Raw genomic sequence first — 26670 nt, 5'->3', positions numbered from 1 at the left:
CTGCTTAAAGCTGTAAAACGCCGCACCTTCCTGACGCTATCTCACAGAGATCATAAAAAGCCATGAAAACCAAAACCGTCTTTATTGCAGAAGATGAGCCGCTGGCCCGGGAAACCTTGCGCGACTGGATCCAGGCGCATCCGCAACTGCGCCTGGTCGGCGAAGCTGCCGACGGCGCCAGCGCGCTGAAACAGATCGACAAACTGACGCCCGACGCTGTGTTCATGGATATTCAAATGCCGGAAATGACCGGACTGCAAGTGCTGCAGCGCCTGACCCACGCACCGGACTTCATTTTTACCACCGCCTATGACCAGTACGCGGTGATTGCCTTCGAACTGAACGCCATCGACTACCTCCTCAAGCCGTTTTCGCGCGAACGCTTCGATGCCGCTGTCGAACGGCTGCTGGAGGTATCCGTACCGTCCAAGGATCTGCTGCAACTGGCGCTGAAGCAGGCCAGCGAGCAGGAAACGGCCATGCTGAAGCGGATACTGGTGCGCGACCGCGGCCATATTTTCCCGCTGGCGACAGATGAAATCGAATATCTCAAATCGGAAGAAAAATACACCGTGATCGCCGCCAGGAAGAAAAATTTCCTGGTGCGCATCGGGCTGTCGGAACTGAGTGCGCGGCTGGACCCCGGGAAATTCATCCGTATCCACCGATCGACCCTGATCAATCTCGATTTTGTCGAATCGATGAAGGCGGACGACCAGTCTCAGCTGCAAATCCAGATGCGCGACGGCACCCAGCTGGTGGCCAATCGGGAAGCGTCGAAGATGTTGCGCAACATGTCGATCTAACACGGGCAACGCCAGCAACCAGCCATTCACATACTGAAAGCGGACCTGCTGCCGTATTCGGATCCTCGCAATAGCCCGCAGCGTTGGACAGCGCATTCGTTTTTATGATCATTGCAGCATCTCTTGTCGTTGAGATCAATATCCGACTTGTCATCCCATGGGAAAAATTAGCGCATGTATCAAAACACTCTTCACTTGCGGAAGCGGAATTCAACGGGCAAAAAAAACCCGCAGGCCTTGCGGCTGCGGGTTAAATCCAAAACTTAGGGAGAGTTGGAGGAGACTTTACCGATATTGCGACGCCAAACGCATTTTCAAGACCTTTTTGCAGAATTTATTTCAGAAAATTGAAATCTCCCGGACATCACTCTGAGCCGGCGCTTTCACGGCGCAAACGCTGATATCGAAACCGCCGCCTAGCCCTGGACCAGGTTAGGAATCTCCACTTCGCAGTTCACATCCGCCTCATAATCCACGCCCTCAATTTCAAATCCGAACAGGCGCAGGAACTCTTTCTTGTAACCGGCAAAGTCAGTCAGTTCATAAATGTTCTCGTTGGTGACCTGATTCCAGAGCTGCTGCACGCGCGCCTGGGTGTCCGCATCCAGTTCCTTGTAATCCGTACGCAGCCGGCCCTCCTCATCCACGCAGGGTGCATTGCCATACAGACTGTCGTTGTAAAGTGCGTAGAGCTGTTCGATGCAGCCCTCATGCGTGCCCTTTTCTTTCATGACCTTGAACAGCAGCGACAGGTAGAGCGGCATCATGGGAATCGCCGAGCTGGCTTGTGTCACCACGGCTTTCAACACTGAGACGCGAGCATCGCCGCCGCTGGCGGCCAGGCTGCTGCGGATATCGAGGACCTTCTGGTCCAGGTCCTTCTTGGCGGCGCCGATGGAACCGTTCCAGTAGATATCGTGGGTGATCTTCTCGCCCAGATAAGTGAAAGTGGTGGTTTTCGCACCGTCGGCCAGGACCCCGGCCGCCTGCAGCGCAGCGATCCACATCTGCCAGTCTTCGCCGCCCATGACGGCTACCGTGTTGTCGATCTCTTCCTGGGTTGCCGGCTCCAGGGTCGATTCCTTCATGACTTCCTTGTCGGTATCGAGGCCGCGGAAGCTGATCGCCTTGTCGACAGGTTTCAGCGTCGAATTGAACACCTCGCCGGTCTTCGGGTGGATGCGCCGCGGCGCGGCCAGACTGTAGACGACCAGGTCGACCTGGCCGAGATCCTGTTTGATGGCGTCTATGGTCTGTTGCTTGATTGCGTCGGAAAAGCCGTCGCCGTTGATGCTCTTCGCATACAGGCCCTTGGCCCCGGCAAACTGGTGGAATGCAGCACTGTTATACCAGCCGGGCGTGCCAGGCTTGGTGTCGCTGCCGGCGCGTTCAAAAAACACGCCTAGCGTAGCGGCGCCGCAGCCGAACGCCGCCGTGATGCGCGCGGCCAGCCCGTATCCGGTCGATGCGCCTATCACCAGCACTCTCTTCGGTCCGTCTGCGATAGCGCCCTTGGCCGTCACATAGTCGATCTGCTGCCGCACATTTTCTGCGCAGCCGGCGGGATGGGTAGTAACACAGATGAAACCGCGTACGCGTGGTTTGATGATCATGAGAGTTCGCTTATGTGATGCCGCCATGGCGGCGGACAGGGGTAACCAGAACCCGTCATTATAAGCGAGGCGGTCAGCGCCCCAACCCTGCGTTTCCGATTCCGGCAGCGCCGCGGCGCTGCCGGGACGCCCACTCCCTGTTATTCAGCAGTAGTCGGGTCGATGACTGAGACCACTTCGGAGATGCGGTTGGCAGGGAAGCCGCCTTGCTCAGCATGCTCCCGGACCTGCGCCTCATTCGGCGCGATATAAACGCAATAGATTTTGTCGCCGGTGACATAGCTCTGGAGCCATTGAATTTGCGGTCCCATTTTGCTGAGCACGCCGCACGACTTTTGCGAAATGGCCTGGAGTTCTTGCGGCGACAATTTCCCGGCCCCGGGAAGTTCACGCTCGATGACGTACTTTGGCATAGCAGCCTCCTCACGATGATATCCGCGCGAGCGGCACACTCGGCGGCGTCGTTAGTCACGCACCCCGTGACATCTGCTATTTATACACCGCATCGGCCGGTCATTGTTGTTAAAAATTGCAGGAAATGCCGACGCATGATATCTATCGGTTTTATTATCCAACGCGCGCTTGATATGGTGTCAGAGAATGGGCTTGAGCCATTTCTTATGATCAATCTGCCATTTGACTTTGCGCATCACTTCGCTACGCGCAATCTCTTCGCGGTCCATGGAAAAGTCGGCACACTTGCAAACTGCTCCACCGCCGATCTGGAAGGACCAGGTCCATCGCCCTGTTGCCCGCTCATAAACAGTGACTGAATAGTGGATGCCTTTGTACTCGAATTGGTGTGTCATCTCTCCTCCTTGAGGCTCAACGCATCCTAGCATGCCCCAATGCAAGTACATCGACTGAAAGAAACAGTTACATGTCACGCATAAGCCTGGAGCCAGTCCCGGCAACGCCATCTGCTATGCAGGGATATGCCTGCCCCATGGCGGCGCAAGGTTCTTCGCCGCCCGGCAATCCCATGGCAGAGATCCAGGATGTTGCTTCGCTTAATGGCCCAGGGCCAGATACGACATTTCGGCTGCTTCAAAAAGCCTGCGCACAGAACGCCAGCCCGGCCGGCGAAGTCCGCCAGGCGGCTGCGCACCTGTCGGGCTGGAGTGGCCAGCTTGCCGCCTAGGGCGCAATGAACAATGCTGGGGTGAACTGATCGGCAGCTATCAGGACACTCCGGCAGATCGACCTGCTATCGTTTTAGCCGGCCAGTCATCCAGCCGCGGCATCTCTGCGGCTCCCCGCAGCCATGCATGATCGGCTAGCGCAAGCATCTCGCGATCGCCGCGGCTGTCGCCATACGCATACAAGGCCTGCGGCGGCCGGTGATCGAACCAGTGCTGCAGGCGCTGCACTTTCTGCGGTCCCCAGCAATTCGACGAGGCCAGGGTTCCAGAAAAGCGCTCATCGCGAAACGCAAGTTCAGTCGCCAGCACGGTATCGAAACCGGCGTTTTCCGCCCAATGCTTGAGATATAAGGACGGCGAGGCGCTGACCAGCACAAGCCGGTGGCTAAGGCGCTTATGCTCCGCGATCCTGGCGAGCATTTCGGGACGGACCATGGCCGGCAGCCGGCGCACGGCAAAATCGCGCGCCAATTCCTCCAGCCGGGCTTGCTCCATGCCGCCTACCGTGGCAGCGAGGAAGCGCGCCTTGGCCTCACCCCGGCCGCACACGCCGGCCAGCAAGCCAAGCAGCCAGGGTGAAGCCCGTATGGCGCCAGCGGCAAAGCGGCCGTGACCGACGGCATACAGCACGAAGTCGCGCAGGCTGTCGGCGCTAGTGATGGTACCCGACAGACCGAACATGGTACCTGTGCCAGCGTTGATCGTATTGGCATTGCCGACGATTGTTGTATACCCCGACGTCGCCACTTCACCCGCCTGCAAATTTCCGCCTGTATTCACCGTCAGGCCCGTGCCGTTGATGACGTTATTGAGATCGGTGTAGACCGTCATGCCGGCGCCAATAGCAGTGAGGTTGGCGCTGTCCGTGAGGAACAACTTATCGCTAGTGCCATTTACAGTATCGCTACCCGACAGACCGAACATGGTACCTGTGCCAGCGTTGATCGTATTGGCATTGCCGACGATTGTTGTATACCCCGACGTCGCCGCTTCACCCGCCTGCAAATTTCCACCCGTATCTACCGTCAGGCCCGTGCCGTTGATGACGTTATTGAGATCGGTGTAGACCGTCATCCCGGCGCCAATAGCAGTGAGGCTGGCGCTGTCGGTGAGGAATAACTTGTCGTTAGTCCCATTCAAGGTATCGCTACCCGACAGACCGAACATGGTACCTGTGCCAGCGTTGATCGTATTGGCATTGCCGACGATTGTTGTATACCCCGACGTCGCCGCTTCACCCGCCTGCAAATTTCCACCCGTATCTACCGTCAGGCCCGTGCCGTTGATGACGTTATTGAGATCGGTGTAGACCGTCATCCCGGCGCCAATAGCAGTGAGGCTGGCGCTGTCGGTGAGGAATAACTTGTCGTTAGTCCCATTCAAGGTATCGCTACCCGACAAACCGAACATAGTACCTGTGCCAGCGTTTACAGTATTGGCATTGCCGTTGATTGTCGTATAACCCGTTGTGGCTACTTGGCCAGCCAGCAAATTGCCACCAATATTGAAAATGTCGCCGTTGCCAGTGATGACATCGTTGAGACCTGTGTAGACCATCATGCCAGTGCCGTTGGTCGTGAGGTTGGCACTGCCAGTCAAAAATAGCTTATCGCTAGTGCCATTGACCGTATCAATTCCTGACAGGCCGAACATGGTGCCTATACCAGCGTTGACGATATTGGCAGTGCCATTGATTGTCGTATAACCCGTTGTGGCAACTTGGCCAGCCAGCAAATTGCCGCCAATGTTGAAAATGTCGCCGTTGCCGGTGATTACATCGTTGAGGCCGGTGTAGATCGTCGCGCCTGTACCGCTAGTAGTGATATTGGTGCTGCCGCCCAGGTACAGCTTGTCATTCGTACTGTTGACCGTATCGATACCGCTCAAAGTAAGGGTACTGCCTGTGCCGCCGTTTATGCTGTCGTTACCAACCACTGTGGCAGCCGCGCCATTGCCAAGCGTCACCGTTCCACCAGTCTCATTGACCACTTCACCATGATCGCCATCAGCGACAGAGACCGTGCCGTTCGCTCCGACAGAAACAACGTCATTATTGGTGTTGCTCCCAACGTTGACGGTGCTGGCAGTCCCAGCTGTCACAGTTGTTGCGGAGGTACCTTCAACCGTCACATTCGTGCTATTGGCAGCAGTGATAGTCAATGCGTTCACAACCGTACATGCGGCACCGGTATCAACAACCACTGTTCCAGTCGTCGCCATCGTGATGATGTCGTTGATTGAGGCCCCCGCTAACTCTATCGATGCATTCGCACCACCTGCGAGAGTGTTGCCGTTGCCAGAAAGAGTAGCTGAACTTCCTGCGGCCAGGGCGATTGCGGAATTGCTAAGATCGATGATGCCGCCTTGACCTGTGTAAGAAAAAGTATCCCCTGAACTATTCCCATTAATAACAGTAACGTTTTGACCATTTGAATTATTAACTGTCAAATTGGTATTCGCGTTTTGAGTTATAACCAAATTTCCTGCCGGGCCACATTGATAATTTGCGCTACCGCTAACCGTACTTGCAACTCCATCACAATAAATGCTTGCATTTCCAGAAATATTAGCACTGTCGCCTTCAATTAAAACGAAAGAGGCCGTATTGCCTTGGGAAACCGTTGCGGATACACCATTTGTCAAAGTTATGGAGTTATCTCCATTTGCAGTCGCAAGAGTTGGCACAATCGTAAGCGTTGGTAATGGCAAAGAACTCATCGCAGATCCGGTAACAATAACCTGTCCATTCTGTTGTTGCTCTTGCCAGCTATAGGTGCCATCACTGTTTGCAACAGTGTGCTCTGTTGAATTTGTGACTGGGACTAAAACCCCATTGTTGTAAAAAGTACGTGTTGTTTGTCCCGTCTCTTGTTCAAATAGCCCTTCTTGCTGCACGGCATATACTTCTGCTTCATTTGGAAAGCCCATTGGACTGTGAGCTATAGTGTCCAGCATATTCGCCACATAATTCGGATCAGTGGCATGTGCTATCTCATGCAGTAAGGCAGCGGAAGACGAATCATATCCAAGAACGTTTCCATTTGCATCTCCTATAGCAAGTCCTCGATTTGGATCCCAATTAATTGTGTTACTAGAGTTCTGCCCCCAAGAGGTCGGAGGCGTGTCACCTCCAGATCCAGCAACAATAGAGGCTTGTTGCGCACCAGTTGGAATAAATTCGTCCACAACCTGAGTGTTGAAGTTGGATGTTATGAAATTAATAGTTGTATCATTTTGCTTCAAATTTTGCAGAAGACTGCTACCTGTAGAAGTACTTTGCAATTGAGACAGCGCAGCATTTAAAGAAGCAATATCTGCGCTTGATGCAGATGCAAAAGTCTGTGGAGTAAGAAAATCTGCTGCTGTATAGTTTGACATATATTCATCTCTTTTAAAAATTCACCCGTGATGAATTACGGTTAAATAGTTACATTAATTTTTAATGATAAATTATTGCAAAAATGTCGAACAATATTTGCTTTGATTAATATCTTTAATTTTATAATTTTTAGCCAAATCAAATATCGAATTCATGAAGATATGATTTGTGAATATTGAAAATTTACCGCTTAAACCTGATCCATCAATATAACCATAAACAGGCTGTTCTTTATGGTAATTTCTCGAAAACCAAAATTTTATTTCCTCACCATTTTCAAGAGTGAACGATATTCTGTCTCTTGGTTCTCCATAATATTTTCTGTCATCGAAATGTAAATTTTCTGCATTGAATGCAGCAATAAATTTATTTATTTCATTTCTATCTATTTCGAATTTACACGATTGAGCATCAAAGTATTTTTCGTCAACGCCAAAATAAGGATGTGAGCAACAATCTAATAAATCCACTTTGACCTCGGTGGCGAATTTTAATTTGGACATAATACTATCCATACTTTCTTCAGCATAAATAAAATTTGACCACATTAAGATAATAAAAAAAGATGATATATTCAAAAATCTCATATTTGCCTTTATTTTTAACAGAGTGTTGGAAAAAACCTGTATGGAATTTCCTGTTCGTCGATTCACTTTATTTCATCAATTTGGTCTCATAAAAAAATGAGTTTGTCATTTCATCGTTCTTTTAAGGCTTCATTCCGATATTTCAACAACGGTGTCAACAGATACTCAATAATCCGCCGCTGCTCGGTCTTGATTTCCACCGAACTCGCCATCCCCGGTTCCAGCTGGATGCTCTTGCCATCCGCAACAATCACATGATTGCTGAGTTGGACCCTCGCTGGATAAATCAACCCCAATTTGTCATCCTTGACTGCATCTTGCGAGATCGACGCAACCTTGCCCGCAATCGTTCCGTAGTGGGTATAGGGAAATGCATCCAGCTTGATTTCAACATCCTGTCCCGCACGCACAAAGCCAATATCCCGATTCAGAATCTGTGCTTCCACTTCCAGTCCGGCATCGTCCGGCACAATCACCAGTAACGCCTGCGCCGGCGTCACCACGCCACCTATCGTGTGCACCGCCAACTCTTGCACCGTGCCGCCGATCGGCGCCATCAAATGCGTCTGCCGCTGCCGTTGTTGCGACTTGGTTTCGTCGCCCATGTCTTGGGTCAATTGCTGTTGCGCCTGATTGAGCGTATCCAACTGCTCGCGGCGGAACTGCGCAATGGCGGTATCGATGTCGTTGCGTTGTTCCTGAATCGTTGCTTGCAGTTCCTTGGCATAACTCTGCTGGCCGGCCAGATCCTGCTCTTGCTGAATGCGCGCCTGCTCCTTCTCCAGGTAGGCGTGGCGTGGCACGTAGTCTTGTTTGAGCAGCGCCTGGTAATCTTCCGCTTCCGCCTTGGTCATTGGCAAAGTCTGTTGCAGGCCAGTGATCTTATGTTGTGTGGTTTGCAGCTCTTGCGTCCGTTTTTGTAACTCTGAACGCAAGCCGGTGATCTTGCTGCGGTATTCATAGAAGGCGCTTTCAGCGAACCGCTGCGTATCGCGTTGTCGCTCTTCCGCAGCGTCCTGCACCGGTTTGACAGTCGGTGCGATATTCGCTGCTTGCGCATCGAGTAGCGCCCGGGCGCGGTTGGAGGTCAGCATAGCGTCGACCCGAGCAGTTCTGGATTTACCGACATCGGCAGTGGCTTCAGTCGGGTCCAGCTCAATCAACGCTTGCCCCTGGCGGACATGCTGGCCATTGTCGACCAGGATGGCTTTGACGATGCCTGCCTCCAGCGGCTGGATCACCTTACTGTTCCCATTAGGAACAATCTTGCCTTGTGCTACGGCGACAACATCGACCTTGCCGATGACGGACCAGATCAACGCAATGCTAAACAAGATCATCAGCGCCCACATCAGCGCTCGTCCGACGGGCGACGCGGGGGTTTCCAGCACCTCCAGCGCTGCAGGCAAGAATTCAACTTCATCGCGCTGGCGCTTGACAGGGTTGCCCTGCACCCGCTCTTCCATCAGCGAAGCCCGTGCAATTTCCCAGTGATGACGCAAGGTATCAAGCGACATGGAGATACCCCGTCTGGTGCTGCCACAAAGAGGCATAGCGGCCACCACGGCGCTGGATCAATTCGTCGTGCGTGCCCTCCTCGACAATCTCACCCTTTTCGACGGTGATAATGCGCTCGGCAAACAGCAAATCCATCACGACGGTTAAGGCATTCCCGGTCAGAAAATTGCGAATGTTTTCCAACTCGCGCACGCGGGCGACGCTATCGCCGACGCGTCGTGCCTGGAAATAGGCCAGCGGAAGATTCAGTAAATGATTGAACAGTCGTCCGATTCCAAACGCACCACCGATCGCCCCAATCGCACCAATTGCCTGCATCCATCCCGCGGCCTCGCTCGATCCAATGCCGTGCGCTTGCAGTGCGCGTATCAAACCAAACGCGAGAAACATCAAAAAAATGGCTCCTATTGCGGACGCGATCCAAGCCACGACTTTTTCTTTCACGAGGATTCCCCAGGTCGTTATTTGGATGGCATCGTAGCATGAAGAATGATCCAACAAAGCGGCCGTTCGCCTACGGATCCGTGTGTAGTGGCATAGAAGCCGCGACGGTTGCCTGGGAGTGCCTTGGCTGGCGCGCAGCATGGTTTGCTGAGATCGAGAAATTTCCTTCTTCAGTGCTTGCACATCACTACCCGCAGGTCGTCAACCTGGGCGACATGACAAAAATCGAGGCGATGATCCGCGCTGGTGATGTTGAGGCCCCAGACGCCCTAGTCGGCGGTACGCCCTGCCAGGCCTATTCGGTGGCTGGACTCCGTGCCGGCTTGAATGACGCCCGCGGTCAACTAACAATCTCCTATGTAAATCTCGCCGATGCCATTGATTCAACTCGAACTATTTGCGGACAGCCGCCCGCGATTCTCGTCTGGGAAAATGTACCAGGCGTCCTCTCAGACAAAACGAATGCGTTCGGCTGCTTTCTGGGAGGGCTTGCCGGCGAAGATTGCGAGCTCGAACCTCCAAGGGACAAAAGCCACCGGCGAAAGTCATGGCCGAACGCTGGTTGTGTATATGGACCCAGGCGCACAATCGCGTGGCGGGTCATCGATGCCCAATACACAGGAGTGGCCCAACGACGCCGCCGTGTGTTCGTTGTCGCAAGTGCTAGAGACGACTTCGATCCCACAGAGGTACTTTTTGAGTTCGAAGGCATGCGCCGGGATTCTCCGCCGAGCCGTGAATCGGGGCAAGGCGTTACCGGCACAATTAGCAGCCGCACTTCAGGCGGTGGCGGCCTCGGGACAGATTTCGAATGCACGGGAGGGCTTCAACCAGTAGCCTTTGGCGGTAACAATACGTCTGGCAGCATCAATGTTGCTACGGCTTGTCGTGCACATGCATCACCTCATCTCGATTTTGAGTCAGAGACCTTTTTAGTGCAGGACGTTACCGGAACGCTGCTCTCAAACGGCAAGGCTGCCGGAAGCGCAACTCAGCAAGATGCAGAGTGCGGCATGTTGGTTCCAGCATTCAGTGCCGGCTTCCCTATTGCATTCAGCAGCAAAGACAACGGCCGCGACGCTTGTGTCGACCTTTCGCCAACACTGCGATCTGGTAACCACGATAAGAGCCATGCCAACGGCGGCCAGCCTCCGGCGGTTTGTGTCACTGGCGACGTAACGCACACATTGAAGGCTGAAGGATTTGACGCCAGCGAAGATGGCACCGGGCGCGGCCAGCCGATTGTAGCGGCCTTCGCCGAAAACAGCCGCTCCGAAATCCGGATAGAGGGCGGCGACGGCAGTCGTACCGGGGCACTATCTACAGGAGGCGGAAAGGCTGGGCAAGGCAAGCCAATGGCAATGATCGGGATGGCAGTACGTCGCCTCACGCCGCGCGAGTGCGAACGCCTGCAGGGATTCCCAGACGATTACACGCTAATCCCGACCGCACGGGGTTCGTCCGTCAAACCCCACGAGATGGAAGAATGGATCGCCTACCTGCGCGCCGAGTATCCGCTAATCACCCTCGTGGAGGCGAAGCAAATGGCACCCGATGGCCCACGCTACAAAGCCCTAGGCAATTCAATGGCGGTACCGTGCATGTATTGGATCGGCCGGCGCATTCACAATGCCTTGAACTTCGCCCATGAGCGCGAGATTGCGAGGGTTGTGTGATCTCACAAATACCTTCCGTTGCGATCTCCCCAAGCGCCGTCAATGACCTGACACCCACGTTCGTACGCGGCGCCGATCGCTTCAACTTCACTTGCAAAGATCGGCGTCGGGTAGGAAAAAGAATGTGCCTTTCTACCGTCCTGAGACACCGCAACGGTCCGATGGCAAATGTGCAAGCTATACGAATAGCGCGAATGCGCCGGCGACGTTCCGCTCTCCGCAATCGGCAACAAAGACAGTTCAAACCCCTTGTAAAGAACTTTGACGCGCTCCCCCATATCCCCCCCGAAAAATATATTTTTATTATGACAAGAACCCCAGTAGCACCAGACAGCAAAACCGCGCAGATTCGTGCGATCTGCTTTTCAAGCGGTCTGTATCAAATAGGTGGGCTGGGTCAAACGAACTTCGCATTTGATCATTCGAATGCGAGCTTAGCATGAAGCCGATTCTCGCGACCACGAAATATTGCCGTGATCTCGCGCTCGTCTGGCGCAGGTCATTTGATGATGAAGCTATGACATCAAAAGTGAGTAACTTCGCCCATGAGCGCGAGATTGCGAGGGTTGCGTGAACTTATTCGACAGCATTCCTTTCGAGGTAACTTCCAACCGCAGCGTTGAATTCGATTTCTGTCGCTTTCGCCCTGGCATATGCGAGCTTGATCCTCATCGCGTAACTCTTGAGCCCATCCTCGCAAACGTCGATGGACTGTTGTCGCCTTTCATCGCCTGGAACAATGGGGCTGGCTTGCGCAGCGTCCAGTCGCTCAATGAGGCGAGTGTTGGTTCTGATAGAAAGGACCAGGCCGCGAGCCTGAGCAAATGCGTAGATGATGTTTTTTCGCAGTCGATCGTCGTCAATTTTCCCAAGCTGACTAGCACAAGCCTCGTAAACTACAAAGGGTCGTTCCGCCGGATTCCATTCAATCAAAAGTATATCGCCGCGCTTAAGAGACCGAATCTCCTTGCCGACATGGAGTTCAAATCCTTCGCTCAATACAGCAAGTTCGTCGCGAATGGATTTCACGGTATACAGATTCTCGTCGATCACTTTGCGGCTCTCTCGCTTTATCGCATTTCTCTGCTGCGTATAAGAAATCCCAATTGCGGCAAATATGGCGACAATCGAACCAATGGCTTGGACCCAAGCAGGAAAATCAGCCGCCTTTGTCAGAGGGTGAGTATGAAACGTACCCAAAAAATAGCCCGCGGCAAGCAGGGCAATGGCGATTGCAATGCCGCCGGCAGTGTCTCGAAACGCTTTATTCATTATTCCCCCTGTTGTTTTGAAGGAATCCTATCATGACTGCAAACCCCATCACGCACACCGACGAAGCCGCGCTATTGGACGACCACGCGGTCGACCTGTTCTGCAAGGCCATGAAGGACAAGCTGCACGTTAAGCGTCAGCAAGGCTTCGGCGGCTGGCATGACATCAGCCAGTGCTCCGGCGAGCGCCTGGCCGAACTGCTCCTCGGCGCCGTGGCCAAAGGCGACCCCGTCGACGTCGCCAACTTCGCAATGATGCTGTTCTGCCGGCACGAAGATCACCACGCCCTCAAGGCGGCATACGCCAAAGTTGGAACGGAAGCGCTCACTTGCACCGCGCAATGGGCGGAGTTCCCTGCCAAGTGCCCTATAACGCGCCGCGACTTCTTCATGGTGATTGGACATCCAGAACTTGGGATGGTGCCGACATATGGCGGCCCCTATGATAGCTACACCATTCCTGAAATGGAAGGCGAGCCGACCGATCAGTTTCACGAGCGCGCGCTGTTCGTCCGGCGATACGACCACGACCGCGGCTACTGGGTTGATAACGAGGATCTCCCGATGCGGGTCATCAGCGAAAACTCGTTGCAGGAGCTTCAGGAAGGCGGTCTGTAATGGCGTGCGAATATGTCCGCAAGCACTACGGCGTGCCGGCCGAGCTCGGCCGAGGCGTCACCGTCTACGCCAAACCGGGCGTGATTGCAGCTGATCGCGGTCACTATATCGGCGTCGTATTTGATGGTGACAAAGCCCACCAAATCAGCAATTGCCATCCATCGGCCGGGGTTGAGTATGGCGAAATTCGCGCCTTGCCAACGATGACGCGGCCCCAGAAGAACTACAGCGATTTCCTTCAGGCTGATTGGTTTCACGGGACGTTCGCCGAATGGATCGGCGCCAGAAAGACAACTTTATGATCAACAAGACTGAACTACTGCAACGCCAGGTCTGCGAATGGCAGACCGAAGTACATCGACTTCAGGGTCTGATCGCCGTCGCCACGGAAAATTACGCACCCCTAGCTTCGCCACAGCAGCAGTTGGTTGACGTGGGCACTGGCAAGATTGCGCACATCTATGGTGGCGAATGCCCTGACGAACTCGAAGGGCGTGATACCCGTGACCCGGAATGCCCAGCCTGTCAGGTGCTCACCCGCGCCGCAATGGCCGCGCCGAACCAGGCGTCAGCGGCCTTGTTGGACGGATGGAAATTGGTTCCGATTGATCCTACTGACGCTATGCAAATGGTAGGTGCGGAATCAATCAGATTGGACACGACTGCAATTAACAGGATATGGACCGGTAATAAAGTCTACCGCGCCATGATAGCAGCTGCGCCAGTGCCACCACCGCCAGTTCCTCCGGTACTGAGTGACATGGAAATTATTAATAGATTGAGCAACAAACTTGCTCATCATAGCGGCAGTGGTGAGCATGCTTATATTAAGTGCCATCACTGGTACGCTACCGCCGACGACTTGGTCATATCCGGCCGCGATCTACTTGCAAGGGTACGGTCATGAGAATCGTCCACAAAGCGGGCAAGATCAATCACCTGAACGGCGCAGTATCTGCACTCTGCTTTAAATCGCCGCGCTCTATAAATATGAAAACATCCACATGGGTGATCAACAACGAGGCGGTAACTTGCCCTCGCTGTCTTGCAGCCCTTGCGTCTATCAAGGTACGGCCATGAAAGAACTACCCATCCTATATTCCGGCGCCATGGTGCGTGCCCTCTTGGACGACCGGAAGGGACAAACCCGGCGAGTCATCAATCCTCAACCGAAAATGGTCACGGACGGCGCAATCCTGCCCTGGGACGGTGATCCGGCCGCACTGCTGCGTTTGCTGCAGCAAAGTAAGCGACCGTGCCCCTACGGGCAGCCAGGCGATCGGCACTGGGTGCGTGAGACTTTCGTCGCCTTTGGCCGCTGGGAAACTAGATTCAGCGACAAGAAGAAGCGTGACGAGTGGCATTTTGTCGATATGACGCTTGATCTTGGGCTTGCCTACCGGTTTGACGGCGCCGCACTCTCCGCTAGTCGTCGCAACGGTCCTATACCGGAATGGCACAACCGCCCTTCCATTTTCATGCCGCGCGCCGCCAGCCGCATCCTACTGGACATCACCGACGTGCGCGTCGAGCGTTTGAATGACATCAGCTGCGCCGACGCCCGCGCGGAAGGTGCTGAGACGTACCTCTATGAGTGTTATGACTTCGATTATAAAGTGGCGCCAGAGTTGGCAAATTATCGGCGCATCTGGGAGTCCCTCTACGGCACCGGCAGCTGGGATGCAAACCCGTGGGTGTGGGTTGTGGAGTTTCGACGTATTACTGACCTGGTGCAATGATGATAAACAAACCGTTACTGACAGCGGCCGAGTCGGCTGAATACTTATCAATCGGGGTATCCACTCTTTGGCGATACGTCAAAGACAACATAGCTCCCCGGCCTGTCAAAATTGGCGCAGCTACTCGCTGGCGCCGATCAGACCTTGATGAACACATTGCGCATCTATCCAATCGGACCACCACTGCATCATGATCCGGCGTTGGTCCAGATACTCGGCGCGATTGTACGATGCCCGGACTTCATCTTTCTCCTTGTGGGAAAGCTGGCGTTCGATGGCATCGGCATCGAAGTCTGTTTTCTCGTTAAGCACGGAACTCGCCAGCGCGCGGAATCCGTGAACCGTCATGCGCCCGCGGTATCCGAGCCGGTATAGTGCAAAAAGTAGCGTATTCTCGCTGACAGGGTGTCCAAAGCGAAGTGGCGAATTTAGAATATATGGCGATTCCCCGGCCAATACAGCGAGTTCTCGCAGTAGTTTGATGGCCTGCTTGCTGAGCGGGACAACGTGCGGCTTGCGTAGCTTCATTCGGTCTTCTGGCACGACCCAGACCGCATCATCGTAGTTAATCTCCGTCCACTTCGCCACACGCAGCTCCTTGGTACGCACAAATATATGCGCCATGAGCATCAGCCCCAGCTCCGTGACTGGCTCGTCATAGGTAGCAATGGCAGCGAACAACGCCGGCGCCTCACCTGGCGGGATAGACGGCATCGGCTTTTTGCGTTTGCGCTGCTCGATCACCCGGGTCAGATCATTGGCGGCGTGCGCCTCGATCAACCCGGCATCCTGAGCATAGTCAAATACCATATTGATTCTGCCAGCTACGCGATGAGCGGTTTCCACAACACCAGATTCGGCGACAAGACGCACGATGTTGACCAGTTCCTGGCGCTTGATCTGGTCGATGGGCTTGTCGCCAATATGCGGGTATACGTATTGCTCTATGGTCTTTGCAACCTGGAGCTGGTGCTTGGGATTTGAAAGGGTCGGTAATTTGATTTTCAACCAAGCCTCCGCGACCTTCTTGAAGGTCGGTGCAGTGTCACTGGCAGGGGTATCCTGGACGTCGCGAAACTGGACATGAGCCATACGCGCGTCGGCAAGCGACATCGTCGGATACTGGCCAAAAGTTTTTGTCTTGTCCTTGCCATCGTCGAGGTAATTGCAGCGCCACGATTTCGTGCCGGAAACCGCAACGTATAGATACAACCGATTGGCATCGGTCAGCTTGTAGGGCTTGTCTTTCGGTTGTGCTGCGGAAACCTGTTTTGCTGTTAGAGGCATGGTGGTGTGGTATCCAGTGGTCGGTACCACAATAAAATACCACATTAGCTGTCAGATAAGCAAAAACTGAACGGGACAGCTTGGGAGAGGGAAAGACAGGAGAGCCGCATAAACAAAAGCCCCGCAGAGACTTTTAAGGACTGTGCGGGGCTTGCTGATACATATACTGGCGGAGAGGGTGGGATTCGAACCCACGGTACGATTTAACGTACGCTTGATTTCGAGTCAAGTACATTCGACCACTCTGCCACCTCTCCGGTTTTCGGTCGACTTGCTGTGTTTAATGCAGCAAAGCGCAAGATTATAGCAGGCTTTTTTTGATAATGGGAAGGCTTTTTATTGCATCCCCATCACTGCCCCTTTGCGCATTTTAACGCACAAAATAAGCGCGTTAAATCAACTACTTATACGCTCAGCTTGGTGATGCCGCCCATATACGGATGCAGCACCGCCGGAATTTCCACGCTGCCGTCGGCCTGCTGGAAGTTCTCCAGGATCGCTACCAGGGTGCGGCCGACTGCCAGGCCGGAGCCGTTCAGGGTGTGCACCAGCTCGGTCTTACCCTGGGTATTGCGGAAACGGGCTTGCATGCGGCGCGCCTGGAAGGTTTCGCAATTGGAGATCGAGGAAATTTCGCGGTAGGTGTTCTGTGCCGGCAGCCAGACTTCCAGGTCGTAGGTCTTGGCGGCGCCGAAGCCCATGTCGCCGGTGCACAGCGATACCACGCGGTACGGCAGGCCGAGTTTCTTCAGGATGTTTTCGGCGTGGCCGACCATCTCTTCCAGTGCTTCATAGGATTTTTCCGGATGCACGATCTGCACCATTTCGACCTTGTCGAACTGGTGCTGGCGGATCATGCCGCGGGTATCGCGGCCATAGCTGCCGGCTTCCGAACGGAAGCATGGCGAATGGGCGGCCATCTTCAGTGGCAGCGTTTCGCCGGCCAGGATTTCGTCGCGCACGATGTTGGTCAGCGGCACTTCCGCCGTCGGGATCAGGTACAGCGCGGCGGCGTCGGCGGCTTGCTCGCCTTCCTGGCCACCCTTCTTGACCGCGAACAGGTCTTCTTCAAACTTCGGCAACTGGCCGGTGCCGCGCAGCGAATCGGCGTTGACGATGTAGGGCGTATAGCATTCGGTGTAGCCGTGCTCGGCGGTCTGGGTGTCCAGCATGAACTGGCCGAGCGCGCGGTGCAGGCGGGCGATGCCGCCCTTCATGACCGAGAAGCGCGAGCCGGTGAGCTTGGCGGCGACGTCGAAATCGAGGCCGAGGGCGGCGCCGACGTCGACGTGGTCACGCACTTCGAAATCGAAGCTGCGTGGCGTGCCGACCTTGCGTACTTCGACATTGGCGGTTTCATCGGCGCCCACCGGCACCGATTCGTGCGGCAGGTTGGGCACGGCCAGCAGGAAAGTGCTGACCTGCTCCTGCACCTGGTCCAGGCGGGTGGCGGAGGCCTTCAGTTCGTCGGCGATGCCGGCGACCTCTGCCATGACAGCCGATGCGTCTTCGCCCTTGCCTTTGAGCATACCGATCTGCTTGGACAGCGAGTTGCGCTGGCCCTGCAATTCTTCGGTGCGGGTCTGGATTTGCTTGCGCTCGGCTTCCAGTGCATTGAAGCTGGCGACGTCGAGCTTGTATTTGCGCGTGGCGAGACGGTCAGCGGCGCTGGCGATGTCTTTGCGAAGAAGTTGGATGTCGATCATGGACGTAGGTAAATGGACGAAAGAATAAGCCGCCATTGTACCAAGCCCGGCCAGTGCTCGGCCAGCCAATCTGATCGAATGGAATTACTAAAAACACAACTAATTTCAGGCAACTCGGTAGAGATGTGAATGATACTGAAGAGTGACAACCCACATAGCCACTTCGTCATCCCCGCGAACGCGGGGATCCATACTACTGAGCAAGGTAGTGAAAATGGATTCCCGGGACCGCACCCTGCCCGCCTACTTGCCCAGATCGACCTTGCTGAAGTCGTGCAGCGCAAACGCCGACATCTTGAAGCCGATCACCTGCTTGCGGATCGGCGTATGCGTCAGCGAGTGCGCCAGCGGGATCCATGGCGCTTCTTCATGCGCGATCACCTGCGCCTGCTCATACAGCTTGCTGCGCTCGGTCTGGCTAGTGCTGAGCTTGGCTTTCTGGATCAGCGCTTCGAAATCCTTGTTGCACCAGCGTGCGGTGTTGCCGCCGCTGCGCACCGCTTCGCAACCGAGCAAGGTGGCGAAGAAATTGTCCGGATCACCATTGTCGCCCGACCAGCCGAACATCATCGCCTGTTGCACGCCTTGCTTGCTGCGCTTCAGGTATTCGGTCCATTCGTAGGTGTTGAGCGTCGCTTTGACGCCGATCTTGGCCCAGTCAGACTGGATCAGCTCGGCCATGCGCTTGCCGTCCGGATTGTAGGGCCGCGTCACCGGCAGGTAGGACAGCTCGATCTCGATGCCGTTGGGATAGCCGGCTTTGGCCAGCAAGGCTTTGGCCTTGGCCGGATCGTAGGGGTAGTCCTGGATCTTGTTGTTGTAGGACCAGAGCGTCGGCGGGATCGCGTTCTTGGCAATCTGGCCGCCGCTCTGGTACACCGTCTTGAGTATGGTCTGCTTGTCGGTGGCCAGGTTCAAGGCCTGCCGCACCAGCTTGTTGTCGAACGGCTTTTTCTCGACATTGAAGGAGATGTAGCCGACGTTCAGGCCCTCTTTGGCCAACAGGGTGACCGCCGGATCGTTTTTCATCAGCTCGATATCGGCCGGCTTCGGAAACGCCATCACCTGGCACTCGTTGGCCTTGAGTTTGGCATAGCGCACCGAGGCATCCGGCGTGATCGCGAAAATCAGCTGGTCCAGCTTGGGCCGGCCATCCCAGTAGGCATCGAAGGCCTTGTAACGGATCACGGCATCTTTCTGATAGGAGACGAACTGGAAAGGACCAGTGCCGATCGGCTCGCGGTCGATCACATCCGGTGTACCGGCCTTCTGCATGTTGGCGGCGTATTCGGCCGACAGGATGGACGCGAAGTCCATGCCCAGGTTGGCGATGAACGGCGCTTCCGGGTGTTTCAGCTTGAAGACGACGGTGTAGTCGTCGGCCTTTTCCACCTTGTCGATGATTTTTTCCATGCCCATGTCAAGGAAAAAGCTGAAGCTTTGGCCTGCCGCGAGACGATGGAAAGGATGCTGCGGATCGAGCATGCGATTGAAGGAAAACAGCACATCGTCGGCGTTGAAATCACGGCTCGGCTTGAACTTGGCGCTGCTGTGGAACTTGACGCCCTTGCGCAGCTTGAAGGTATAGGTCAAGCCATCATCCGACACCGACCAGGATTGCGCCAGGGCCGGGACGATCTTGGTGGTTTCCAGCTCAAAGGCGACCAGGCGGCTGTACAAGGGCACCGACGAGGCGTCGAAGGTGGTCCCGGTGGTGAACAGCTGCGGATTGAAACCTTCCGGGCTGCCTTCCGAGCAGAACACCAGTGTCTTGGCAGCTTGCGCGCCATTAGCGGCAAGGCACAGCAATGCGGCCACGCCGATTCCTGTCATCAGCCTGATGCTTTTATTGATTGTTTTTTGCATGTCATGTCTCTTTCTGATTTTATTTCTGATTTTATTTATGAATCGGCAAATAGTCTTCCACCAGACGTACCCAAAACGAGGCCCCTAATGGAATCAAGGCATCGTTGAAATCGTAATGCGGATTATGCAGGGCGCACGGTCCCAGCGCAGCATCCTGTTGGCGATGTTCGTCATTGCCGTTGCCGATCAGGACGTAGCAGCCGGGCCGGCGGTTCAGCATGAATGAAAAATCTTCCGACGTCATCAGCGGCGGCAAGGCCACCAGCGCCGGCTCGCCCAGCCAGTCTTTGATAATCCTCCGGCATCTGGCGGTTTCGGCAGGATCGTTGATCACTGCAGGCATTTCGCGGGTGAAGACAAACTCCATATCGCATTCGTAGGAGCGGGCGACATGCGCAGCGATATCCCGCAGGCGCTGCTCGATGCGCAACAGGACGTGCTCGTCGTAGGTGCGCACGGAACCGCCCAGCCAGGCGCTGTCCGGAATCACATTGAAAGCGGTGTCGGCCTCCAGCCGGGTAACCGATACGACCGCCGGGTCGGTCGGCGCCACATTGCGCGCCACGATGTGCTGGATTTGCGTGGTGATCTGCGCCACTGCCAGCAAGGCTTCGGTGGTGACATGCGGCGTGCCGACATGGCCGCCTTTGCCACGCACCGTAATGGTAAACACGCTGCAGCTCGCCTCGCGGCCGCCGGGCTCGGCGACAAAAGTACCGACTGCCAGTCCCGGCCAGTTATGCATGCCGAATATGGCGTCGCAGGGAAAACGCTCGAACAAGCCGTCTTCTACCATCGCCAGCGCGCCGGCGCCGTCTTCTTCGGCCGGCTGGAAAATGAAATTCACGGTACCGTCGAATTGCCGCGTGGCGTGCAAATGGTAAGCGGCGGCCAGCAGCATCACTGTATGGCCGTCGTGGCCGCAGGCATGCATGCGGCCGTCATGCCGCGAGCGATGCGGCATCGTGTTCTCTTCTTGCAGCGGCAAGGCATCCATATCGGCGCGCAAGCTGATCGCCCGTCGGCCGGCGCCGTTGCTCAAGGTCGCCACCACGCCGGTCTTGCCTATCCCGCGGGTGACGGCAATACCCCAGCTTTCCAGCGTAGCAGCGACCTGTTCCGCAGTGCGATGCTCCTGATAAGCAAGTTCTGGATGCGCATGGATATCGCGCCGCAAAGCCACCAGACGATCAAGATTGGGAAGATCAATAAGCTGCATGGAGGATTCCTCTATGATGTTGCTGATTAGCTTGTTAGACAATGGCGCTGATTATCACAGTTCCTGCCGGATAATGGGAAGTTCGCGCTTGAATCGGCTCGATTCGCCCGCCGGATTGCCGAGCTCGCGCGCAAAGCGATGCCCTTGATAGACGGCAGCGGCGATGGTGCCGGGGCCGAAGGCGTCGCCGATCGCGCACAGGCTGCGATTCCCCGCTGCCGCCAGCTCCCCCTCTAGCCCCGACAGCGCAGAATGGAGCTCGTCGACGGGCAAGCGGGCAGTCGCGCTGACCAAGGCCGAACAGGCAATTTCCCGCTGCTTTCCAGTCAGCTGGCATTCGATCATGACCGCTGTCGCGCTGAGCTGTTTGAGATTGCTGTAGGTATGGACCTCGACGCCCAGCGTCAGCAAGCGGCGCAATATCGCCACAGCTTCCAGCGTATCGGTAGTCCATGCCGACACCTGCGCGGCCGGAGTGACCAGGGTGACCCGGTTGCCGGCCAGGGCGCACTGCTCGGCCAGCAAGCCGCCCATATAGTAATGGTCGTCATCGAAGATCACCACCGGCCCCTGCGGCTGATAGCCACGCATCAGTTCATCGGGGGTCCTGACGTTGTGGCGGTCGAAACCCGGAACCGGCAAGCCGTTGGCGCGTCCGACGCCATCGCGGCGCCAGAACGAGCCGGTGGCCAGTGCGATGTGGGTAGCGCCGAATTCAAGCACATCGGCAGCGGTAAGCTTGCTGCCGCGGTAAATGTCGACGTTGCCCATGCGCTGCAACTGCGTCACGCGCCAATCCCGGACCCGCAACCATTCGCGCAAGCCGGGCAGGCCCGACTCCAGCACCACCCGCCCGCCCAGCTCGCTGCCGGCCTCGACCAGCGTCACTTCATAGCCGCGCCTGGCGGCGGCCAGCGCCGCTTCCAGGCCGCTGGGACCGGCGCCGACCACCAGCACCGAACCCTCATCGGTCTTGCCTGGCATGATTTCCGGATGCCAGCCGCGCCGCCATTCTTCACCCATGGTCGGATTCTGCGTGCAGCGCAGATTGGAATTGGTATGATCCGAAGACACGCAGATATTGCAGCCGATGCACTCGCGGATTTCGTCGATGCGCCCTTCTTCAATCTTGCGCGGCAAAAACGGATCGGCGATCGACGGCCGGGCAGCGCCGATGAAATCGAGGATCCCGCGCCGCACCTGGCTCACCATGGCGTCCGGCGAAGTAAAACGGCCGACGCCGACCACCGGCTTGCTGGTCAGCTGCTTGACGAAGGAGACATATTCCTCCTGATAGCCCTCCTGCTTGAAACGCGAGGTGGCGCTGTCGTTGGCCCACGAACTCACATTCACGTCCCACAGGTCCGGCAGTTCGGCCAGCAGGCCGACCACATCGCGCCCCTCGGCTTCACAGGACACGCCATCCGGCCCCAGCAGTTCGTCGACGCCGAGCCGCACCGCCACTGCGCAGCTGTCGCCCACTGCATCGAGCGTATCTTCGATCAGCTCGCGCAGCAGGCGCACCCGATTCTCGAGCGAGCCGCCGTATTCGTCGATGCGGTCATTCTTGCGCTTTTGCAGAAAATGGAAGGGTAGCGACAGATCGTGCGATGCGTAGACGTAGACGACATCGAAGCCGGCGCGCCTGGCCCGCAATGCGGCCTCCCGGTGCCAGCGCCGCAGTGCGCGGATGTCGGCCTTGGTCATGGCGCGCGCCTGCATCGGTGCGCTGCTGGTCACCGGGCGATGCGACGGACCGAGCGGGATTTCGCGCGTAGTGAAATTGGCGCTCGACATGCCTTTGTGCAGCAGTTCGATGCCGGCCAGCGAGCCGTATTCATGGACCGCATCCGCCATCAGCTGCAGCGCCGGAATATCTTCGTCTCCCCATAAGCGGCCCTCGTTGAAAGGTGAGCAATCGCTGCTGGGATGGATTTCCACTTCCTCGGTGCAGATCACGGCCCAGCCGCCTTCCGCCTTGACCTTGCGCAGCTCGGCCAGGGCGCGCGGCTGGGTCCAGCCCATACCGTTGCAGTGTGGCACCTGAAAAAAACGATTCCTGGCCGTGACCGGCCCGATCTTCACCGGCTCAAACAAAATGTCAAAACGCGAATCACGCATGCGGGCTGCCTTCAATCAGATAACGTCGGCTGCCGCCAGTTGGCGACAACATCGTTCTCACCATTGCAGCTTCTATGCCAAAACGGAATGCGTGATAACCCCATGATTTATCAAGAAAATCGATTTCGGGCCAGGCGCCGGCTTTTGGCCGTTTTTACGAAAAATTGACGAATTGTTAAAATTTCGTCATTCTTGCCCCCTACCTATCGATCATGGAGCGCATCCCTTGGATACCGAACTAGCTAGCGCACTAGCGATTTTTTCCCACCTGTTCGATGCCATGCCGCAGCCGGTCGCCGTCATCGACAGCGATGGCAACTATGTCTATTACAACCAGGAAAGCGCGAAGATCGACGCCTATCCGGCGGAGCTGGCAGTCGGCCATCCCCTGCTCGATATCTATCCCGCGATGGATGCGCAAAGCAGCACCCTGCTGCAAGCCCTGCACTACGGCAAGCGCTACACCGGCGCGTTCCAGGCCTTTGTCAATGCGCAGGGCCGGCTGGTGCAACAAATCCACACCACCCTGCCCTTGCACAACAGGCGCGGATCGATAGTCGGTGCGGTCGAAGTTGCCCGCGACCTGAAGCATCCGGTGGACGAGGAGATTGATGCAGGCGCTGGCCCGGACGGGCCAGCAGCACATGGCATCGTCAGCCAGGATGCAGCCATGCAGGGCTTGATACGCCAGGCCGAAGCGCTTGGAAAGGCAGGTGTCAACCTGCTGATATGCGGCGAGACCGGGACCGGCAAGGAGCTTGTCGCGCGCCTGTTGCATCAGCGCAGCCAGCGCGCTGCAGCGCCGTTTGTCGTCCTGAACTGCGCGGCGCTACCGGAAAGCCTGTTTGAAAGCATCATGTTCGGGAGCGCCCGCGGCGCTTTCACCGGCGCCCAGGAACGGCAAGGCCTGATCGAGACAGCGGATTCGGGCACCCTGTTTCTCGATGAGCTGAACTCCCTGCCGTGGCCAGCGCAAGGCAAACTGCTGCGCGTGTTGCAGGATGGCAGATTCAGCCGGGTCGGCAGCAACAAGGAAATCCAGGTCAGTCTGCGCGTTATCGCCGCGGCAAATGAAACGCCGCAGCAAATGACTACATCCGGGAAATTGCGCCCCGATCTGCTGTATCGGCTGAATGTCGGACAGTTGTCGATTCCAGCGCTCAGGGAAAGGCCAGGCGACATTCCCCTGCTGGCAGAAGCATTCCTGCACAAGCATCGCGCCATCACCGGCGGACGGGTCAAGCGCATCGCCCCTGCCGCCATGCGGCAGCTTCAGGCTTGCCGCTGGCCGGGCAACGTCAGGATGCTGGAAAACGTCATGCAGCGCAGCCTGATTTTTTGCGAGACCGGCGACGAACTCCAGCGCATATGGACAGATCAGGAGGCGGCTGATCCGCAACCAGGGCACAGCACGCCGGCATCAACGGCAGCGGCCCCAGATACGCAGGAGGAAGACCGCGGCCTATCGCTGGCCGACATGCTTTCTACTTACGAAAGAACGCTACTGCTAGGCTTGCTCAAAGAGCATGTCAGCTTGTCCGAAGTAGCCCGCCGTTGCGCCATCCCGCGCGCAACCCTGCAGTACAAACTGAAGAAACACAACATCCCAGTCCATCGCAACGCACGTTGAATAGCCGTCAGCTGATTTCCTCGAGTCGATGGCATGCCACCAGCCTGCCGTCGAACGAACGCAGCGCAGGCACTTCTTGCCGGCAGCGCTCGATCGCATGCGGGCAACGGTTGTTAAAGCTGCAGCCAGGCGGTGGCGCCAGCGGCGACGGCAACTCGCCCGGCAGCATCATCTTTTGCTGGCGCTGCGCCGGATCGATGCGCGGCGTACTGGCCAGCAGCGCCTTGGTATAAGGGTGTAGCGGTCGGCTGAACACTTGCTGCTTGCTGCCGTGTTCGACAGTCTTGCCCAGATACATGACCAGCACCTCGTCGGCGATATGTTCCACCACCGACAAATTGTGGGAGATGAACAGATAGGCGACCCCGCTGGCCTGCTGCAGATCCATCAGCAGGTTCAGTACTTGCGCCTGGATCGAAACGTCCAGCGCCGAGACCGGTTCGTCGGCCACGATCACCTTGGGATCCAGCATCAGGGCGCGGGCGATCGCCACTCGCTGGCGCTGGCCGCCGGAAAACATGTGCGGATAGCGGCTATAGTGTTCCGGCCGCAAGCCGACCTTGGCCATCATGGCGCGCGCTTTTTCGGCGCGCTCGGCGCTGTTCAATCCGGTGTTGATGATCAGCGGCTCTTCCAGCATCTGGCCGACCTTTTTGCGCGGATTCAGGCTGGCGTAGGGATTCTGGAAAACCATCTGCACCAGCGGCCGCACCCGTTTCAGGGTGGCATGGTCGGCGTCGGCGATATTGGCGCCATCCATCCACAGCTCGCCGCCGGTAGGCGGTTCGATCATGGTGATCTGGCGCGCCAGGGTCGACTTGCCGCAGCCGGACTCGCCCACCACCGCCAGCGTCTTGCCCGGTTGCAGGGCGAAGGACACGCCATCCAGTGCGCGCGCAGTGGCTTTAGGCTTGAACAAACCCTGCGATACGCTGTAGTGCTTGACCAGGTTTTTGGCTTCCAGCAGGACTACCGGGCTAGCGATTTCATTCATATTGGCATTCATCATCATGCAGCCCCAATGCTTGAAATGGCTTCAGGCTTGTTGCGAGAAATCTCCGACCAGCCATTGCCCGGGCGGCCTTCTTGGTCGAGCGGGAAATGGCAACGTACCTGTTCCTGCGGCGCACCCAGCAATTCAGGACGCTGCTCGCGGCAGCGGTCCTGCGCATAGGCGCAGCGCGGGCTGAGCAGGCAACCGGTCGGCCTATCGTACTGGCCCGGCACCACACCGGGAATGGTCTGCAGGCGGGCGCGGCCGATATTGTGTTCGGGCAGCGCCGCCAGCAACGCCTGTGTATAAGGGTGCTTGGGGGCGTTGAAGATATCCGGCACGCGGCCAGTCTCTACGACTTGACCGGCATACATCACCATCACGCGCTGGGCAGTCTGCGCCACCACGCTCAGGTCATGCGTGATCAGCATCAGCGCCATGCCGCGCTCGCGCTGCAGTTGCAGCAGCAGATCCAGCATCTGCGCCTGCACCGTGACATCCAGCGCCGTGGTCGGCTCGTCGGCGATCAGCAGGCGCGGATTGCAGGCGATCGCAATCGCCACCATCACGCGCTGGCTCATGCCGCCGGACAGCTGGTGCGGATAGGCGTCCAGCCGGCGTTCCGGATCGGGAATATCGACCTGCTTGAGCAAGGTCAGCGCCTTGGCCCGCAATTCCTTTTTCGAACCGCCCTGGTGCACGCGCAGGGTTTCCATCAGCTGGTACGCCACCGTGAAGGACGGGTTGAGGCTAGTCATCGGATCCTGGAAGATCATGGCGATGTCCTTGCCCAGCAGGCCGCGCCTTTGCTTCTCCGGCATGGTCAGCAGGTCGCGGCCGTCGAAGGCCATGCGCTCGCCCTTGACGCGGCCGGGGTAGTCGATCAAACCCATCAAGGCCAGCGATGTGACACTCTTGCCGGAACCGGATTCACCGACGATACCGACTACTTCGCCGGCTTCGATGCTCAGGTCGAGGCCGTCCACCGCGGTGAACGGTGCTGCCGTCGAGCCGAATTCGACCCGCAGCTGTTTAATGTCTAGCAATGCCATAG

General features: G+C 56.6%; 24 protein-coding genes, 1 tRNA gene and 2 pseudogenes. 10 read left to right on the top strand and 17 right to left on the bottom strand.

Going from position 1 to position 26670, the window contains the following annotated elements:
• Window positions 1-62: 62 nt before the first annotated feature.
• Both CPter91_RS09070 and CPter91_RS26875 read left to right on the top strand, forming a co-directional pair.
• Entirely contained in the window at window positions 63-806 is a 744-nt protein-coding gene (locus CPter91_RS09070; protein ID WP_061939482.1) for a LytR/AlgR family response regulator transcription factor, read from the top strand.
• Between the two features lie 104 nt (window positions 807-910).
• Window positions 911-1060, top strand: a complete 150-nt coding sequence (locus CPter91_RS26875) for a hypothetical protein (protein ID WP_167595148.1) — start codon at window positions 911-913, stop codon at window positions 1058-1060.
• Window positions 1061-1222: 162 nt separating this feature from the next.
• On the opposite strand, the gene fabV is transcribed toward CPter91_RS26875, so the two are convergent.
• The 3 genes from fabV to CPter91_RS09055 all read right to left on the bottom strand — a co-directional run bounded on the left by fabV (window position 1223) and on the right by CPter91_RS09055 (window position 3228).
• Window positions 1223-2419 carry an enoyl-ACP reductase FabV gene (gene fabV, locus CPter91_RS09065; protein WP_061939480.1) on the bottom strand — a complete coding sequence of 399 codons (1197 nt, stop codon included), beginning with the start codon at window positions 2417-2419 and terminating at the stop codon, window positions 1223-1225.
• A 140-nt stretch (window positions 2420-2559) separates the two neighbouring features.
• Window positions 2560-2832, bottom strand: coding sequence for a DUF4242 domain-containing protein (locus CPter91_RS09060; RefSeq protein ID WP_061939478.1), 273 nt, complete (start codon window positions 2830-2832; stop codon window positions 2560-2562).
• A gap of 180 nt (window positions 2833-3012) precedes the next feature.
• Entirely contained in the window at window positions 3013-3228 is a 216-nt protein-coding gene (locus CPter91_RS09055; RefSeq protein ID WP_061939476.1) for a hypothetical protein, read from the bottom strand.
• 71 nt (window positions 3229-3299) lie between these two features.
• Between CPter91_RS09055 and CPter91_RS09050 the strand changes: the two genes are divergently transcribed.
• Complete coding sequence (locus tag CPter91_RS09050; protein ID WP_150119656.1) at window positions 3300-3560, top strand: hypothetical protein; 261 nt, start codon at window positions 3300-3302, stop codon at window positions 3558-3560.
• Window positions 3561-3600: 40 nt separating this feature from the next.
• Here the strand turns inward: CPter91_RS09050 and CPter91_RS27285 are convergent, their stop codons facing one another.
• The 5 genes and pseudogenes from CPter91_RS27285 to CPter91_RS26450 form a co-directional block, all read right to left on the bottom strand.
• Window positions 3601-4242, bottom strand: a complete 642-nt coding sequence (locus tag CPter91_RS27285) for an HAD-IB family hydrolase (protein ID WP_061946033.1) — start codon at window positions 4240-4242, stop codon at window positions 3601-3603.
• Between the two features lie 2301 nt (window positions 4243-6543).
• Window positions 6544-6939, bottom strand: a pseudogene (locus CPter91_RS27280) (M91 family zinc metallopeptidase); the annotation flags it as partial.
• A gap of 72 nt (window positions 6940-7011) precedes the next feature.
• Window positions 7012-7443 carry a hypothetical protein gene (locus CPter91_RS26455; RefSeq protein WP_150119655.1) on the bottom strand — a complete coding sequence of 144 codons (432 nt, stop codon included), beginning with the start codon at window positions 7441-7443 and terminating at the stop codon, window positions 7012-7014.
• A 194-nt stretch (window positions 7444-7637) separates the two neighbouring features.
• A complete protein-coding gene (locus tag CPter91_RS09040; protein ID WP_061939471.1) occupies window positions 7638-9044 on the bottom strand; it encodes an HlyD family type I secretion periplasmic adaptor subunit in 1407 nt (468 codons plus the stop codon).
• Window positions 9045-9162: 118 nt separating this feature from the next.
• Window positions 9163-9312: pseudogene (locus CPter91_RS26450) on the bottom strand (ABC transporter transmembrane domain-containing protein); the annotation flags it as partial.
• Window positions 9313-9527: 215 nt separating this feature from the next.
• Here CPter91_RS26450 and CPter91_RS09030 point away from each other — a divergent pair.
• Window positions 9528-11165, top strand: coding sequence for a DNA cytosine methyltransferase (locus tag CPter91_RS09030; RefSeq protein ID WP_061939467.1), 1638 nt, complete (start codon window positions 9528-9530; stop codon window positions 11163-11165).
• Window positions 11166-11741: 576 nt separating this feature from the next.
• Here CPter91_RS09030 and CPter91_RS09025 read toward each other — a convergent pair.
• Entirely contained in the window at window positions 11742-12437 is a 696-nt protein-coding gene (locus tag CPter91_RS09025; protein ID WP_061939465.1) for a hypothetical protein, read from the bottom strand.
• Window positions 12438-12469: 32 nt separating this feature from the next.
• On the opposite strand from CPter91_RS09025, the gene CPter91_RS27150 reads away from it, so the two are divergent.
• The 5 genes from CPter91_RS27150 (at window position 12470) to CPter91_RS25620 (ending at window position 14987) form a co-directional block, all read left to right on the top strand.
• Window positions 12470-13054 (top strand): hypothetical protein, encoded by a 585-nt coding sequence (locus CPter91_RS27150; protein ID WP_061939462.1) that lies wholly within the window; start codon window positions 12470-12472, stop codon window positions 13052-13054.
• On the top strand, window positions 13054-13356 hold the full coding sequence (locus tag CPter91_RS26240) for a hypothetical protein (protein WP_061939460.1): 303 nt from the start codon (window positions 13054-13056) through the stop codon (window positions 13354-13356). The genes CPter91_RS27150 and CPter91_RS26240 overlap by 1 nt, the downstream gene beginning before the upstream one ends.
• Window positions 13353-13961 (top strand): hypothetical protein, encoded by a 609-nt coding sequence (locus tag CPter91_RS27145; protein ID WP_061939458.1) that lies wholly within the window; start codon window positions 13353-13355, stop codon window positions 13959-13961. Before CPter91_RS26240 ends, CPter91_RS27145 begins: the two co-directional genes overlap by 4 nt.
• A 169-nt stretch (window positions 13962-14130) precedes the next feature.
• Window positions 14131-14793 carry an ASCH domain-containing protein gene (locus CPter91_RS09005; protein WP_061939456.1) on the top strand — a complete coding sequence of 221 codons (663 nt, stop codon included), beginning with the start codon at window positions 14131-14133 and terminating at the stop codon, window positions 14791-14793.
• Window positions 14790-14987 (top strand): helix-turn-helix transcriptional regulator, encoded by a 198-nt coding sequence (locus CPter91_RS25620; protein WP_082792717.1) that lies wholly within the window; start codon window positions 14790-14792, stop codon window positions 14985-14987. The genes CPter91_RS09005 and CPter91_RS25620 overlap by 4 nt, the downstream gene beginning before the upstream one ends.
• Here CPter91_RS25620 and CPter91_RS09000 read toward each other — a convergent pair.
• The 6 genes from CPter91_RS09000 to CPter91_RS08975 form a co-directional block, all read right to left on the bottom strand.
• The gene (locus CPter91_RS09000; RefSeq protein ID WP_061939454.1) at window positions 14914-16080 is read right to left on the bottom strand and encodes a tyrosine-type recombinase/integrase; all 1167 of its coding nucleotides are present in this window, start codon (window positions 16078-16080) and stop codon (window positions 14914-14916) included. The two genes, CPter91_RS25620 and CPter91_RS09000, sit on opposite strands and share 74 nt — an antisense overlap.
• Before the next feature lie 167 nt (window positions 16081-16247).
• Window positions 16248-16337, bottom strand: a tRNA-Ser gene (locus tag CPter91_RS08995).
• A gap of 147 nt (window positions 16338-16484) precedes the next feature.
• Window positions 16485-17786: a serine--tRNA ligase gene (serS, locus tag CPter91_RS08990; protein ID WP_061939453.1), complete on the bottom strand. Its 1302-nt coding sequence runs from the start codon at window positions 17784-17786 to the stop codon at window positions 16485-16487.
• A gap of 243 nt (window positions 17787-18029) precedes the next feature.
• Window positions 18030-19652 (bottom strand): ABC transporter substrate-binding protein, encoded by a 1623-nt coding sequence (locus tag CPter91_RS08985; RefSeq protein WP_061939451.1) that lies wholly within the window; start codon window positions 19650-19652, stop codon window positions 18030-18032.
• A gap of 31 nt (window positions 19653-19683) precedes the next feature.
• Window positions 19684-20871, bottom strand: a complete 1188-nt coding sequence (locus CPter91_RS08980) for a M20 aminoacylase family protein (protein ID WP_061939449.1) — start codon at window positions 20869-20871, stop codon at window positions 19684-19686.
• Between the two features lie 54 nt (window positions 20872-20925).
• A complete protein-coding gene (locus CPter91_RS08975) occupies window positions 20926-22992 on the bottom strand; it encodes an oxidoreductase (RefSeq protein ID WP_061939447.1) in 2067 nt (688 codons plus the stop codon).
• Window positions 22993-23218: 226 nt separating this feature from the next.
• On the opposite strand from CPter91_RS08975, the gene CPter91_RS08970 reads away from it, so the two are divergent.
• Entirely contained in the window at window positions 23219-24622 is a 1404-nt protein-coding gene (locus CPter91_RS08970) for a sigma-54 interaction domain-containing protein (RefSeq protein WP_061939445.1), read from the top strand.
• A gap of 7 nt (window positions 24623-24629) precedes the next feature.
• Here CPter91_RS08970 and CPter91_RS08965 read toward each other — a convergent pair whose 3' ends face one another.
• Both CPter91_RS08965 and dppD read right to left on the bottom strand, forming a co-directional pair.
• On the bottom strand, window positions 24630-25634 hold the full coding sequence (locus CPter91_RS08965) for a peptide ABC transporter ATP-binding protein (protein WP_082792715.1): 1005 nt from the start codon (window positions 25632-25634) through the stop codon (window positions 24630-24632).
• A complete protein-coding gene (gene dppD / locus CPter91_RS08960; RefSeq protein WP_061939443.1) occupies window positions 25631-26668 on the bottom strand; it encodes a dipeptide ABC transporter ATP-binding protein in 1038 nt (345 codons plus the stop codon). Before dppD ends, CPter91_RS08965 begins: the two co-directional genes overlap by 4 nt.
• Window positions 26669-26670: the final 2 nt, after the last annotated feature.

Origin of the sequence: Collimonas pratensis (assembly GCF_001584185.1) — a bacterium.
Classification (GTDB): Bacteria; Pseudomonadota; Gammaproteobacteria; order Burkholderiales; family Burkholderiaceae_D; genus Collimonas; species Collimonas pratensis.
This window is presented reverse-complemented; position numbering and strand designations above follow the sequence as displayed.